Source organism: Ruegeria sp. YTSA168, from assembly GCF_059610045.1.
Map to the genome: position 1 here is coordinate 1 of NZ_JBXWMW010000016.1, position 15,201 is coordinate 15,201.

Genomic DNA, 15,201 nt, shown 5'->3' on the forward strand with positions numbered 1-15,201 from the left:
CTTAAAGGCTACGATGAACCAGAAACCCTCCGTTGTTCAAATCCTCAAATCTGTCCCATAGGTGCTGACGTCAGACAATAGGCGCGCGCATAGGGCAACTCCTCTTCGATGCCCAATTCGTTCTCTCTGGTGAACGTCCCGTATTTGACCACGGTCGACGACGTTTCGCCTTTGCGGACTTGGCCGCCCAGCTCCTGTGCCTGTTTGTAGGTCATCCAGCGGCTGGACACATAGCCGTGCTTAGCTGCCATGACCCAGAGCATCAGGATATTAATCCCGCGATACTCCTCTCCGTTGTGCCGTGTCGGCAAGGCAATGCAGGACGCGCTCCCAGTCCACGGCTTGCGCCATGGCGGCGTGCCTGCCTCGATCTCTGCAATAATGGTGTCGGTGACATGGGCATAAACATCAAACTTCGGTGCCATTTGTGGCCTCCTCGATCAAAGTGACGCGGGTGAGGCTTAACGCCCCCTTCCGCCGATGGGCTGCGTCTTGGCCACCTGATCTGACCGAATACGCATGTATTCGGCGGAACAGAGTGGGAGAGGGCAAAGCCCGACCCACGGCCCTGAACGGGGCTGTCAATCGGCCACATTTGCGAAGAAAATGTCTGCGCCAAAATCAGACACCAATTTGCCGCGCGAGGAATGGCTCGCCCGCGAGACAGGGGAAATTGGTGACTGATTTTGGGGATGGACTAAGGTTGACCGCCACGGTCAGGGATGTTGGGCGGATCTAACTAAGGGAATGATGCCTGGATCGGGGTGAGCGGGCCAACGGCCCGTTGAGCTCCGGTGCAGTCTACTGGGAAACTTTGCCCGCGCGATAAAGCGCGGGCGCATTGAAATCAACTTTCGCGTTTGATACGAAAGTTGCGAAGCTCAGATAGCAACGCGCGCATCCGTTTCGCCTTGTCAAAATCAAGATTTCTGAATTGATGAGACAACAATTCTATTGACACAAAAAAGGTGACGGGGATGTCGCTCGAAAAGGAAGCATATGAGCAGAACTATCAACAGTTTCGCTCTCTAAACCAAATAATGTGGCAGATCCCAGTCTTGGCGATGACGTTGACTGGGGGGCTTTGGTTCGGCGTTTCCAAAATTGAAGACAACCCCTTTTTGGCGAGCATCCTACTCTGCACCGCTGTCGTCGGAAATCTAGCATTTTCTGCAGTACTTTACCGGTTCCGCTTTGTCATGCGCTGCTATCTAGATGAGCTCGAGCGCGCATACCCAGAGGGGTTTGTAGACGCTAGTTCACCAAACGACGGAATGGGGCGGATAGCTAGTTTCTTCGCCGGAGAGCAACGTGTTCGCCAAACATTCTCAATCTTGCTTTATTGGGCGGCAGGTGCAAGCTTCGTGCTGCTGTCGGTAGAGCTATACCAATGGAAAAGCGAAAGCACAAAAATGAACCGCGACGCAGGCATTGAATTCTACGACAGACATGCCGCTGCTTTGGCAGACGGTTACGAAGCCATATCTTTCGAGGACGCGTACCCGTTTCTTGTTACGACTTTGAGTGATGATTCCCTTTCGATACTTGATATTGGCTCTGGAACCGGCCGAGATGCGTCTTGGCTAGCTCAGCATGGCCACAAAGTTGTCGCTGCAGAGCCGTCTGCATCTATGCGCAAAATTGCTGAAGCCATTCATCCCGGTGATGCTATCGAATGGATCGACGCACGACTTCCAGAACTCGAAAACACGCGCCTAAAGCCCAACAGCTTTGACATAATCTTAGCTAGTGCTGTTTGGATGCACATCCCCCCGGAACAACGCAAGGCCTCTTTGTCACGCATTGGAGAACTGCTTTCCGACGGTGGCAGAGCGTTTGTTTCACTCAGAATTGGGCCGCAAGATGAAGATCGTGGGATGTACGAAGTCAACGCCCCTGAGTTTGAAGAGACCGCAGAGCAAGCCGGTTTCGAACTCTTAAGTCATGGTGATTTCGATGACCTTCTCGGGCGCGCTCAAATAAGCTGGAAGATGTATGAACTCAGCATTCAGCAATAAAATCGGATCATACCTATAGTAAGATAGCCAGACTGTAAGTGCCTACGATGCAGGTCGGTAAAGAACTCCGCACGACTACACCGCGCGGATTACCTGACTGTACTGCGGCCTGACCACTTCAAACTTTGAGTTGCACCTGCTAGCCCAATCGAACAGGTTTACCACGCCCTCCTTGATGCTCTTCCGATATGGCATAGGATCGTCAAGGAGTTGGTTGTGGAACAAAGATGTGACCTTCCCAAACGATAGCTCACCGTAGTCATGCAATTGTGTTTCCAGCCAAAAACAGACTTTCGACGACATAAAGCCTTTCAACAGTTCATCTTCGTCCGCTTCCTTAGTGCTTCGCAAGAAATCGAGATCATGCTCTATTGCCGACGGTTCAGCAGACTGAGCCAATAGTTGGTCTAAACTACACATTGGAAGATCATGGAACCAGACTCCAATGGGTTGGGGGCGAAGTTGTTCAGATATGTGTTGAGGCCATTCATTCGGGTTGGCGCTCTTCTCGCATTCTACGCTAGCCAAGAAATCAGCCATCAATTCGACCGTATCTCGATCTAGCCAGTTTACCGATCCGAGGTAGTCACGAACTTTGGTCTTTTCTGTGTGACCATATTCGAACCCAGTTCCAAACTCGTCGTTCTCAAAATGCGAAAGGGACATTCCCTTTGATGTTAAATTTGCGCTTCCAATGAAGATCTTGGAATCCACGATATAGACTTTTCCATGGAGGTTTCGCGATATCCCGAATGGAATATTAGCCTCCTCGCAGAGGTAGAAGCACTCCAGGTCTGAAGCTCCAGCCACCAGATCTGACGGCTGCCAACGAGATACGATCTTAAGGTTGCTAGTTCTACTTGTATCAATAAGCCACTTGAGCGCATCGAGTTTAACAAATGCGCTAAGAACTATTACTTCTTGCTCCGCTGAGGACAAAGCATCCGCAAGTTCTCGTCTAAAAGCACCAGTTTCTAAGAGAAGCATTCTACTCGTCAATATTCTCTAAGAGTTTTGAGACCCAGTACCCCCACCGATCACGGAATTTCTCAAAAGTTTCGCCATCTAGGGTTTTCCTGAACTCATCTTCAGTACGCACATAAGCCATCGTGTAAACTTCAAGAGCACTGAGCGCTCGATCATCGCCAGAGTCTTCGACATGTTGCCATAGTTTTTCGTAATATGGCGAACGGGTGTTGATAACTCCAACCGCTGCATTTGCTACGAACTGCAGGTCCAAGAACATAGTCCCAGGCCAACTACCCTTATTCAGGTCAACCTTGTAGTCAATCGTTGCTTTGGCGAACGCTTGGGCATCCTCTTCAGAAAGCTCTGGGCGAGTTTCCAGAACATATTGTGTACGTTCTGCCAGCTTCTCCTGTTCCGACTTGGTCTCGGCCTCTTTGTCTGAGGATGTTTCAGTGTGATCCTCCGCCACATCCTTATTTACCTTTTCAGAAACGGGGTCAGGTTTGGCTTTAGATGGGTCGCCAGAACTCCCTTCCTTCCGTGTTTTAATAACGTCCAACATTGCATTGATCTTAACTGTGAGATTGCGATTGAGCTCAAGGTGCAGTGAAGATTTGTAGTGGCCAGAATTCTCCGGGTCCTCCGCAGCTTCGTTCAAGGCTTCAATCTGCTCGACGTCGTGTTTCGGGTCTAGTTTCTTGAAGCCTCGAATCTGCTGCTTGTTGTTAGTAACACCAAACAACTCATCCAAAACTGGCTTGAAACGAACTTCTACGCCCCACCACCTCTGCCTGGTATCACTGTCTAGAAAACCAAAGGAACCAAAGTCTATCTCACGGCCAGCTCGAACAAACGAGATACCAGTATTGCGTGCGTAGTGCTTGCCGAGATTTGAGTTACCACCCATTTTTTGGGTCTCCGGCTTGGCTATACTAAGGCGAATTTCAATGTCCGAAAATTTTCCCTGCTCATACTCAACTGGTATGGCATATGGTTTCTCAAACTCGACGTTCGTAGCTTTTCCATCGCTGTCTGGGCAGCTTGATGGCTCCAAAAGGTACAAAGGATCATTGGGTTTTAACTCATGTGACGCTTCGACTTTGGTATTGTCTAGATCGAAGTCCACCAAGCTCACATCACGTTTTTTGCCATAGTCATCATTATCATCCAAGAAGTGCCGATAAATGCGGCAGAGCTCTTCTTGCATCCGGGAAAAGAGAGTCGACGGGCGTTTGAAATCCACTCCATCCAGTTTGGACCACAAGACCAGCGTGCCACTGCTTCCGATCTTTCCTCCGACCGCTTCAACTATCTCCTTGGGAAGGCTAGTCTCTTCAACGCTTTTAAGATACTGTTGCTTGCCATCCTTGACTTCCGGTAGATCAAGATACGTCTTGTAAACCGCCCCATTTTGCCACGAATAAACCTCGACAAGCTCCGCCTGTGAAAGAGACGAGCCTTTAAGTCCAAAACCAAAACGTCCGAGACCTTCACGGGTATCTAGTCGAGTGCCCCAACCCAGGGATAGACAGCGCCCCAATTCATCCGGTGTCATCCCCTTCCCGTCATCCAAAACCGCTATTTTTTGGACTCGGTACACCGTACGCTTTGCTACAGGTTCTCTGGCTGACAGCGTAACTATGGTTATCTTTTTCGCCTCGGCCTCGATCGAGTTATCAACCAATTCAGCTACAGCAGTAGCCGTGTTTCGATAGCCAACTTGGCGCAATGCATTGAGCGCTAAGTACGCATCAACAATCTGCACTGGCTTGTCTTGTTTGTTCATTATGCTTCTCCGAAATGCTCATCAAAATACGTAAACGCTTGCGGCACGTTGGGTAAATTTAGAATATTATCAACCACATCCACCACAGTGCAGCTAGACGTCCCACCTACTGAATTGCCTCTAAGGCCCCGTCCCACCATTTGTGAATAAAGAACGACCGACGTTGTCGGACGCGCAATCACAACCGCCTCAGTCTTTGGTGCGTCAAATCCCGTTGTCAAAACACCAAAATTCGTTAGAACCCTGACACTTCCGTTTTTGAAATCTTCAATTGCCTCGCGCCGATCACTCGGTGGCGTTTCGCCGGTTACCGCTCTTGCCGCGCACCCTCTTTCCCTGAGGATCAGTGCCATATCGGATGCATTCTGCTTCGATGGACAAAACACGATGGTCTGTTTCTTATCGATTAGCGCAAGCTTTTCGACGGCAGCAACTACTTCCAACATCCTCTGCGCGTTGTTGCCTAACTCTGCTAGCACTTTGGGAGAAATGTCTAAAAGATCTGAAATCAGCCTGACTGCCTCAGCGTCAAGATTAATAGTAGCGCTGGTGTTGAGACGCATACGTTCAACAGATGACAAAATCCCACGATCCTGAAGGTACTCAATTGAGTTTCTCTCGCCGGTCAATCGCTGGTCGATCGTGAGTTTTTTATTGCCATAAAAATCCGATAGAGCCTTAGTTTGAGTTACATCACCCCCAACGTGATGCCTACCAGGCGTAGCCGTCAAGCCGATCAGCGTAGTGCTCGAGTTACAGAGAAACTCTATTGCTTTTTTGTAAGTCGGTGCCATCGACATGTGCGCCTCATCGACAATCAGGAGACTACATTCGCGCCTAATTTCTGCAAATCGGTCAAAATCAGCGTTTTTGTTTGAGTGAATGCTAGAGTAGCAACTCTGAAAGCTAGTAACTATGAAGCAGGGCTTGCTTAGATCGATGTTGTCTGGCTTCCTGCCCCCCCACATCGAGTAAACATTTGCATTCTCAGTTCCTAGTTTTGTCCAAATGCTAAGGAACGTTTGAACCGCCTGATCGCAGAGCTCTTCGCTATGAGCAAGCCAAACCACAACGGGATTTTCACGTGAACAGCTAAACCGAAGGAAATCTGAAATGAATTCCATGGCTGTTCGTGTTTTTCCCGAGCCTGTCGGCATATGCGCAACGATTCGTCTGCTTGTTGCATTGGCGTGGGAACCTGCCTCCAAAAAGGAAAAACTAACAAGCTGTTTTCTAATGCTGTTTTGATAATCGAATAGGGGTTTTTCAATATGTGTTTGCAGATGCGGTTCTGGGCCAGACATCAAATCGTTTGGGAAAGCTTCGTCGATGTTCAGGTCCATCAGCTTTAGAAAATTGGTCGTAGCCTCATTTCTTCCCCAAGTAAAATTCGGTGGAATAGTTACAGAACAACCATCTGGCCCTGAGCCGAGTTTGTCTCGGATAACTTGTGGCGAAAACACTTCTAGAACAGCGTTTCTGAGGTCTCGCTTCCTAAAGATAGCCAGCCCATTTTCAGAAAGCATGGCTTCAGCTACCGCACGAGGTCGAGTACTAACCCCGAGCTCTGAAAGCCCTTCTAATCGGTTCTCACCCCAAAAAGCCGCTAGTCGTGCGATACCTATGCTTGCGAGGGCGTCAACTACGGCGCTCGAACTCATCTTGTTTTCCACTCTCTCGATTTTCTACACGCAAGCAGCGCGCCCCAAGGATGTACGCTTTCGGCACACTTTGACAGATTTCGCTGCTTGGTAAAGCCCCTGAAGGGAAATGCTTTTTCATCGACGGCCCCTAAATGCGAGCTCGGTGATCTGTTGAGGGAACAAGACCCAATTTTAGGTTCATACGAAACAATCTGACGGTGAGTACCCGCGAACCCGCTTCCAAAAACCTTCAACGCTGCGTCCTGAAAAATCCTACATCAGATCATTTATGGCAGGCCAAACAAACCTTTTGCTGGCCATAAATCTCATCTAGATCAACTGCGCCTTGTTCCGGCCGTAGAGGATCAACCTTCCTCTTCGCCTTAGCTCTTTCGACACGCTTTTCATGATCTGCGCGGATTTGAGCGATGCGTTCAGGTTTTTCCAGTTCAAGCAGTGTCTCCCCTTCACTCCATGAAAACGGCGACCCGTGGTCGAGAGAGGTTTTCTCCATTTGCTTAGCCCTCTCGAAGGCTTCAGGGTGACGCTCTTTTAGGCCAACCCATTCAATTTTTTGCTGAAAGAAACAAAACGTGCAGCCACTCCTGGAACGCCAATCATAGTATGCTGGAAGGCCAAGTCCCGAGTTCTCAAGAATTTCGAAAACGCCAGCCTTGTCGATACCATCGTCTTTGAAAGGCAACTTGGTAATCAATCTTCCGTTTTTCGAGTTCAAACCTTGGCGAAAATCTTCATCAGCCCGGATTGCGACATAACTATAGACTGTGTACCCCTGCTCCGTGAATTCAGATTTCACCCACTTCTCAAAGGGCTTAATCTTTAGGTCTTTCGTACACCAACGCGTTTGGGCTGATGGAAGGAATTGATTGTACTGGGCAAGGTAGAACTTAAAATCTCGCCCTGGATCCAAGTACCGGATCTTCTTGCCGAGAAACCCCTCGAGCATCGCTAGGTACTCATAAACCTCATCTAGCTCTTCGCCCGTGTCAGTGAAGAAATACTCAATATCGAGTTCGGGGTGAGCCTGGCTCATGTAGATCGCGAGGGCTGAACTATCTTTGCCTCCAGACAAGCCTAGAACATGTTTTACCTTGTCAGCCATCTACTTCCTCTCTTGCGCCTGATTGTTTAATCCTCGCAGCACCAACTCTTGCCAAAGCAGCCAGGATCACGTTTCTACCGGTGCCTTCCGCAGCCTGCTGCAATACCTCTTCAATCTTATTACTGAGGTTATTCACTTCCTCATCGTCGGAGTCCAAAACATCGAATTCCTCCATCACAGGCGTGGGCCGATCATCAACGCTGACAATCAACGCCATAGCAGAGCGCTTGTCCTTCCGCCCAGCCACTCGCGCGACAGACTCGTGTTGGTTGAACTGTTGCGCAAGCAATGTGAGTTGAACAATTGCCCGGTCTATGTCGCTATCAATCCAAGCTTTGGGGGGCTTATTGATGCCCAACCCCGCTAGTGCCTCCATCGACTGTAAATCATCTCCGAAGCTTGTTAGCTGGGTGATAAAAGATCGAAGCCGCAAGTCACCTGCAACATCTCGGATATTCTTCGCGCGCTCATTCAGCTCTCGGTACGCTTTCGCAGTTCGTCCGTGAACTTGTAACTCATTCAAAATGTGTTCGCGCATTCTGTTGAGCATTGCAGGGTAAGCTACACGGATTTCAATGAGACCTTCCTTGATGTTTTGAGCGATCTCAAAGATCCCTTGATCTGTTAGAATGTCGATGTCCTGTCCGTAGAGACCAGGGATGTCATCAAACGCGAACTTCTGTGGGTCATTAGATCGCTTGAAGAGCGCCCTGACTTTTTTTGCGTGCTCAGGAAGGCGCGCGGTTCGTTGAACCCACGGTGCTGAAGTTTCGTATGCTGCGATGAGCGCGCGTCCAACTTCTAGCGGACTTAGCGTTGAGATCGGTTTATCCACAACTTCACCGACTGCGTTTGCAAGTTCAGTAAGTAGCCTCTTGGTCGTTCGGTTCATTTCGATCCAGCGCAGCTGGACCATTTGTGGCGCTCTCAGGACGTAGTCCACGTCGACATCCGAAATAGTCGATAGAAAAATACCTTCCCGATAGTGTGACAGGTTCCGGCGTTCAGCTAGCATGAACAGCACAGCAAGGAATGGCATCAAACCGTCCTTCAACCCAAAGGGAGGTGCCCGCCATAGGTCATAAACATCAGTAAGTTGTACGTTGCGGTTACCACGCTTCTTCAAGAAGTCTTTCGTTGCTTTCCAAATGGGCAACAGATTTGCGGGGTCCTCTCCTGAAGGCGGCACAAACTGCCAACTGTCACCCTCCTGCACGTATAGCTCGTTGGCTTCAACGAGCGATACGAACAGAGCTTTTTCCGCTGGGAACTTCTTAAACCCAAGCCCCGGAATACCTTCTTTAAGGACGGCAGCATGCAGTAACAGCTTGAGCGCTGAATTGGCCGATGCCGAGGGCTTGGTGCGGTTCAGCAGTTCGTTGTTTAGTTTGGGCGACTGCGAAAACCGACGGTCTGCCATTTCTGAGGCCAAAACTGTGAGGTTTCGGCGCGCGGAAATCGGGAGATCATCAATTCCGGTTTCCCATTCTGCGCTTGCGATCAATTGCCAGACTTCATGCTCAATCCTACCCCCAATCGCCTCGATACGATCGGTAAGCTCTCTGCGCGCGATTTTGTCTCGATGAATCTCGGGGTTCGATGCCAAGATATCCTTCAAAGCGGAGTGCTCTCGTGCGAGCGCCACAAGGTTCTTCGATTTTTCAGACCTCACAACCGCAAAGTCGCCCCCCCACCCATACTCACCAAAATCTTCAACAATGCTTGGCGTCGCATCGTCCAGCGCAATGATGAATGCGCCAAAGCATCCATTTGTAGTTGTAAAGCTAGCAACATAGTTCTCGACTTGGCTTTCGAGCAGTACCTTGAGTTCGCACCAGCGCAGAGCACCAGTTTCACGGTAGTGCCGTTTCGCGACGATATTGGGTGAAGATAAAGCGTTTGAGATTGAGCTGAGGTCGAAGTCTGATCTTTCTCTCAATGCCTCATCCAACGCCACTTCAATGTCAAAGTCGCTCCCGTCAAAGAGAGAGTATGTGCCCCTGAACTTTCGAAAAACAACAATCGACGCCGCCTCAAGTTCTGACAAGAGCTCCTCTACCGCAACACTTGTTTGATTTATTGACAGGCAAAGTGCGCCCAGCGTCGCACCTACTCCGGTCTGCTTTTGCGTCAGTTCCAAAATGGCTAGCGACTTTAGCAGCTGCACACCGATCTCACCGCCATCTTTCGCTTCCCACCGCGCAATTGCATCCCTCGCATTTGCAAAGTGATGGCTGTCCAAAGACACGGCGATCGCAGCTTGCAGATTGAAATCGAGATAATCCCAAAAATCAGCAAGTCCGTAGTCTTTCGGATCTTCTTTGCTCGCCTTCTCAAGGTACTCCTGAAAGCCGAACAGCTCGGACGAGCCTAGGAAACTGAAGATGCTACGCTGGTTTTGCCCATAGCTCCGTCGCGATGCAGGCCCTAGCACCAGTGTAACAAGCGGGTTGAGTGGCCATGCACTAGCAAGCAACTCTTTCGAAACTACGGACGCGCCACGTCGAACGCCGGCAAGTAGTTCCGCGGCCGCCTCTGCGTTCCGTCTAGCGCTATCCGGCTGCTCTGAAGCGATAATCGCCTTGCTCACCAATTCAATCTGTTCATCGCCAGATACATTTACGGGAATGTCGATGAAGCGACCTTGGATCTTTCCCCACTCATCTTTGATGTCGCGCGCCAAGCGGCTCGCATATTCTTGGAAGGATTGATGAAGGATACCCACAACGATAAGGCGGCCACCGCTTCTCGACGCCGCTTCACCAAGCAGTTGGAAGAAATATGCATCTCCTGTTGAGGATGCCGCGTGCTCAAGTAGCTTCCCCATTTCATCCAAAAAGAGGACTAAACCTCCAGAATGTTCACGGTCGTCAGCGGCCAAATACTGCAAGTACTCAATGACTTTTTCAGGCGTATCAAACTTCCTTTGGCGTGCCGCAAGCCCTGCATCCTTGATACCATCACCGATCAACTGGAAGGGTTCCATGCTGCGCCCAACGACCGACACACATTTCCAGCCATCTCTCTTCGGAGGGAGTAACTTCCATAGTTCCTTTGCAAACTCCGGATCAGTCTTGCTCGCAGCCGTCGCGCGTTCTTGCTTACTACCACTCAACAACGCGGAGAGAGCGAGTGCGAGGCTCGACTTCCCGCTCCCATACGGACCAGTCCAAGTGAAGGCACCTTGCCCGCTCTCAAATTGCTGATGCGAAAAATTTCTGAGGATTTCCCGTACTGATGACGAGAAGACAAAACCCTCGAGGGCTTCATTGCGGTCATCTTGATCAATTCGAACAGATCGCAGGAAGCGCCCATTCACCGAGACAATTTCATTAAGCGGCATATGAACCTCTCAACGCAGAAACATCGGAGGACCACAGGTTCTCTGCAAGACCCTGAGGAAACTCCTCTTGTCTCAGAAGTTGTTTCAATCCAGCTGTCTCAGACCAAGAAATCAAACCGTCGGTCATATCAGCGACATCTGCCAACCGATCAATCAGCTCACCCTCCTCAAGAACGAAAACCCTTCCAGGAGACCCGGGCTCTAGTAACATCGACTGAACGCTAAGCGTGTTTGCGGAAGATATTCGCTCCCAAAAATCGCACACCGCATAGAGGAATACGCCGTTAGACAGGCCTGGCTTTCGCCCTAAGTTCATACTGAATTTTCCATTTGAGCGCCGCCGTATTAATCCCAGCTCGGTCAGCGGCGAATTGAATGCCTCTTCGCTAGGGCCCCGCTTCGGGACGCTAGGCACGTAGTTAGCCAATAAGACGCTTATATCGTTTGACAACGTCTTCTCTGTTGGCAATTTCCAACCACGCTGACCAATAAACTCCATCAGTCTTCGTAGAACAGTATCGCGGTCAAAGTTGGGTTCATTGAAAATATTGAACAACCAATAGGTGGCTGTATGCTTAGGATTGGAGGCAATATCCCAGTGGATTTTCCAAAGAGACGAAGCGCTTTCAAGGTATGGATCGCACCCATTGGGGCCAAGTAACTGCTGACCAAATTCGGTCGTTCTTACATCCTTGCCATCCGTTGTGAGAATACCTGCGACCTGTGCCCAAAATCGAATTGCCGCCACCATGTTCTTGCCCACGCCAAAATGCGCAATCGCCTCACTCTCTGAAAAAATCCTGTTGTTATTCAGGCCACTAGCATCAACAGCTTCGAAAGCTTTTTCCAACCATCCGTAGCGCAACGGAAAGGTCTCGTGGCCGGAGAACTGCGGCTTGTAATCCTGTGTAAATGTTGTTTGCTTTTTCATAAATCTGCTACCCCGCTTGGTGGTTGTTATAGCGATCTTCCGAGGGGATGGTCAACGACGACCTGGTGCTTGACCCCAGGATCAAGCTTGGTCTACAGATAACCTTCGATTTGGCAGGAAAACCCTTTGACCATATACCTTGATCATCAAGCAAGCACTCCGATGCTGCCAACAGTTCGGGCCGCAATGCAACCGTTTTGGACTGAGTTCCATGGCAACCCGCACTCCTCCGAGCATTCCATAGGGTGGTCCGCGAATAAGGCTACCGAGACTTCGAGGGCCAAAGTGGCCAACCTCCTTGGAGTCGATCCGGATGAGATCATTTTTACATCCGGCGCTACAGAGGCGAACAATCTTGCCATCAAGGGTCTGAGCACTCCGGAGCAACGGCAAAGTCAGCGCACGACAATCCTTGTTTCAGCGACGGAGCATAAGTGCGTATTGGAAAGTGCCGCCTATGTAGCTCAGACAAAAGGATGTGCGGTTCGAGAGATTTCGGTCAACGGGAAAGGCCACGTCGACCTCGACAAACTGCGAGACATGCTAAGCGAGGATGTTCTTTTGGTAAGCGTGGCATTGGTCAACAATGAGATCGGGACCATCCAAGATCTTGCTTCAATATCAGCACTTTGCCGTGATATGGGCGCATTCCTCCACTCCGACTTCGCGCAGGCACCAAGCGCAGTCAACCTCCAAGAATTTGCAGATATGGCTGACATGGTTAGTCTGTCGGGGCATAAATTTGGTGGGCCAATGGGTGTTGGGGCGCTCTATGTGAGCCGAGAGCTGAAAAACCGGATTGAACCTCTGTTTCACGGAGGTGGGCAAGAGGGTGGGCTTCGGTCCGGCACACTGCCCCTTCCCTTGTGTGTTGGTCTTGGCTCAGCGGCGGAGTTCCATTCCTCTGAAGCCGGATCTGCTTTGAGAGCGCGGGTCGCAGGTCTACGAGATCTCTTCGTAGACAAACTGCAATCTAACCGCGACCATATTGGATTGAATGGAGATAAGCTTTGCTCCCGTCATCCTGGCAATGCGAATCTAAGGTTCGAAGGACGCGATGCGGGAGAAATGCTCCAACGGCTACAACCCATCGTGTCAGCTTCTACAGGTTCGGCCTGCTCTTCGGGAATTTCGGAACCAAGCTACGTCCTCCGTGCAATCGGGCTCACATCGGATGAAGCGCAAGCCTCCATACGCTTTAGTTTTGGGCACACCAATACATCGGATGAAGTTCTAGAAGCCGCAGAGGCCATCATAGCAGTCCTCTAGATCGATCGCCCCTCGGTCAGGTAGGATGTTTCAAAAGAGCCTTTAGAAAGATCCAACCCGAGGGGTGAAACTTGCAAAACAATAAATCTCAAAAAAATGCGGTTGGAAAAAAGGTAGGCCAGGCAATCTACGTGCACCGTAGCGCGGTCGATCACCTTCAGTCGAGCGCAAAGGATAAGCTGAGCCTTGCACTGCAAAGTGTTCCGGAAGATTTCCAATGGTCAGTGTTGAAGATCTCGGGGCAAAACGACCAGACCTTCTCGTTTTTGGACTATCAAGACTTCAGCGCCGTGGCTTTTCCAGAGCTGCGGGCAAGCCTACTCGTCAACCTCTCGGAAGAAGGCGCAAAACTGAGAAAATATTCTGACGCAAACCCACCCATTCTCCACAGAAAGGAGCTACTCCTAGCCCCGGATCATCCGCTAAGAGATGACTTTGCAAAGCTGACGCAGTTCTTAGAGAGCAAGGGGCTCTTTAAGAACATGGCAAACAAGGGAACGCGGCGGATTTGGATGAAGACATTGGCTGAAGCCGGATTGACCGTCGAAGGTCCACGCATCGTGCAGAGCGATTTGATCTCAGAAGAGTCCGCCAAGAAATCAGCCGATGACAAGAATGGCCCAGAGAAAAACACTGTTGAGCGCCACAAAACGGCGATCACGCGAGCTGCGCTCTCAGCGCCAATGTACCTGCTGTTTACAAGTGGTCTGATCCGTCGCGATAGAACCGTTTTGGACTATGGATGCGGTCAAGGTGATGACATCGGAGCCCTACAGTCTGATGGCTATACCGTCGAAGGTTGGGATCCCCACTATCGACCAAATCCCAGTACTCTAAAAAAGAGCCAAATCACCAATCTTGGATTTGTCCTCAACGTAATCGAAGATCCTGAAGAGCGGGCAGAGGCACTTAGGCGCGCCTTCAGCCTAACGGAGCTCTGCTTGGCCGTATCCGTCATGTTGTACGGCAAGGCTGACCTGAGTGGCGTGCGGCCCTACCGCGACGGATACTTGACGTCCCGACAGACGTTCCAAAAGTACTATACCCAAGCAGAACTCAAAGACTTCATCGTAAGCATTTTGAATGTCGAACCCTTGGCCGTAGGCCAAGGTATATTTTTGGTCTTTCGGGACGAGCTGGAAGAGCAAAGATACCTACTAAGGCGTCAAATAGGCTTCAAAGGCCGTGAGTATCGCTCCGTTCCAAAACCAAGTGCATCGAGAAAAGGCACCCCAAAAAACCCTAACGACAAGCTCAACAAAACAACCATCCGAGACCTTGCTGTTGAGATCAGGGCCTTTGGCCGTCAGCCCGACATCTCAGAACTTCCCAAAAGCCTTGTGACAAAGCTTTCGCGATCAAAGCAAGGCCTTCAGTATGCGGCAAGTCAGGCAATTGCAGAAATAGGTCACGAGGAACTTGAAGGAATCGTCGCCACAAGAACTGAAGATCTAAGCCTTCACTTCGCAATGCATGCATTCTCTCAAAGAAAATCGTATGGCTCATTTCCTCCTGAACTAAGGCGCGATATTCGTGCTTTCTTTGGCAGCCACAAAAGAGCGCAGGAATCTGGACAAGCGCTCCTCTATTCGATCGGCAACCGGGACCTTCTCCTAGAAGATGCTGAAACAGCAGCCGCTGCTGGAATCGGTCAATTAGAACAGGACAGATTTCAATTTCCCACTGATAGGCTCCAAGAACTGTCCGTCAGGCTTCGAGGGTTCGTAGCTCTCGCTGAAAGGCTAGCGGGTGATCTGTCCGAAACAACTCTGCTGAGAATTCACATTACCAGCCGAAAGCTGACTGCGCTGACCTATGCCGAATTTGAGACGTCCTTCTTGCCTCGTTTGATGACCCGAGTGAAAGTCGAGTTCGACACCTTCGACGTTTCCATCATCGACCATTCTGCAGACAATGACGTCCGACTTCTGTATCTAAAATCCCGCTACATGAAAGAGACTGATCCTCGGCAAGCGGCGCAGAAAGCATTTGATCAGGAAGTCTTAGACTTGAATACTCTCAATTTCAGCAATGAGGGACCAAGTTTTCGGGAGTTTGCTCAGACCCTCCTCAAGGCTGGCGTGAGAATTCCCAGCTAGATTAAGCATCCTTAGGCTTC

10 protein-coding genes are annotated in these 15,201 nt (G+C 50.2%); 3 read left to right on the plus strand and 7 right to left on the minus strand.

Annotation, left to right across the window (positions count from 1 at the left end; translation table 11 throughout):
- Positions 1-44: 44 nt before the first annotated feature.
- Complete coding sequence (locus tag AC2FFE_RS18895) at positions 45-425, minus strand: ArdC-like ssDNA-binding domain-containing protein (protein ID WP_496847379.1); 381 nt, start codon at positions 423-425, stop codon at positions 45-47.
- Positions 426-977: 552 nt separating this feature from the next.
- Between AC2FFE_RS18895 and AC2FFE_RS18900 the strand changes: the two genes are divergently transcribed.
- On the plus strand, positions 978-2,018 hold the full coding sequence (locus AC2FFE_RS18900; protein WP_496847380.1) for a class I SAM-dependent methyltransferase: 1,041 nt from the start codon (positions 978-980) through the stop codon (positions 2,016-2,018).
- Between the two features lie 75 nt (positions 2,019-2,093).
- On the opposite strand, the gene AC2FFE_RS18905 is transcribed toward AC2FFE_RS18900, so the two are convergent.
- From AC2FFE_RS18905 to AC2FFE_RS18930, 6 genes are all read right to left on the minus strand, one after another.
- Positions 2,094-3,005 (minus strand): phospholipase D family protein, encoded by a 912-nt coding sequence (locus AC2FFE_RS18905; RefSeq protein ID WP_496847381.1) that lies wholly within the window; start codon positions 3,003-3,005, stop codon positions 2,094-2,096.
- A 1-nt stretch (position 3,006) separates the two neighbouring features.
- The gene (locus AC2FFE_RS18910) at positions 3,007-4,773 is read right to left on the minus strand and encodes an ATP-binding protein (protein WP_496847382.1); all 1,767 of its coding nucleotides are present in this window, start codon (positions 4,771-4,773) and stop codon (positions 3,007-3,009) included.
- A complete protein-coding gene (locus AC2FFE_RS18915; protein WP_496847383.1) occupies positions 4,773-6,434 on the minus strand; it encodes a DEAD/DEAH box helicase in 1,662 nt (553 codons plus the stop codon). Before AC2FFE_RS18915 ends, AC2FFE_RS18910 begins: the two co-directional genes overlap by 1 nt.
- Positions 6,435-6,699: 265 nt before the next feature.
- Positions 6,700-7,539 (minus strand): phosphoadenosine phosphosulfate reductase domain-containing protein, encoded by an 840-nt coding sequence (locus AC2FFE_RS18920; protein ID WP_496847384.1) that lies wholly within the window; start codon positions 7,537-7,539, stop codon positions 6,700-6,702.
- Positions 7,532-10,882 (minus strand): hypothetical protein, encoded by a 3,351-nt coding sequence (locus AC2FFE_RS18925; RefSeq protein WP_496847385.1) that lies wholly within the window; start codon positions 10,880-10,882, stop codon positions 7,532-7,534. The genes AC2FFE_RS18920 and AC2FFE_RS18925 overlap by 8 nt, the downstream gene beginning before the upstream one ends.
- Positions 10,872-11,813, minus strand: coding sequence for a DUF4007 family protein (locus AC2FFE_RS18930; protein WP_496847386.1), 942 nt, complete (start codon positions 11,811-11,813; stop codon positions 10,872-10,874). Before AC2FFE_RS18930 ends, AC2FFE_RS18925 begins: the two co-directional genes overlap by 11 nt.
- A gap of 126 nt (positions 11,814-11,939) precedes the next feature.
- On the opposite strand from AC2FFE_RS18930, the gene AC2FFE_RS18935 reads away from it, so the two are divergent.
- Both AC2FFE_RS18935 and AC2FFE_RS18940 read left to right on the plus strand, forming a co-directional pair.
- Positions 11,940-13,082, plus strand: a complete 1,143-nt coding sequence (locus AC2FFE_RS18935) for a cysteine desulfurase family protein (protein ID WP_496847387.1) — start codon at positions 11,940-11,942, stop codon at positions 13,080-13,082.
- A 71-nt stretch (positions 13,083-13,153) separates the two neighbouring features.
- Complete coding sequence (locus tag AC2FFE_RS18940) at positions 13,154-15,181, plus strand: DNA phosphorothioation-associated putative methyltransferase (RefSeq protein WP_496847388.1); 2,028 nt, start codon at positions 13,154-13,156, stop codon at positions 15,179-15,181.
- The last annotated feature ends 20 nt before the right edge of the window (positions 15,182-15,201 follow it).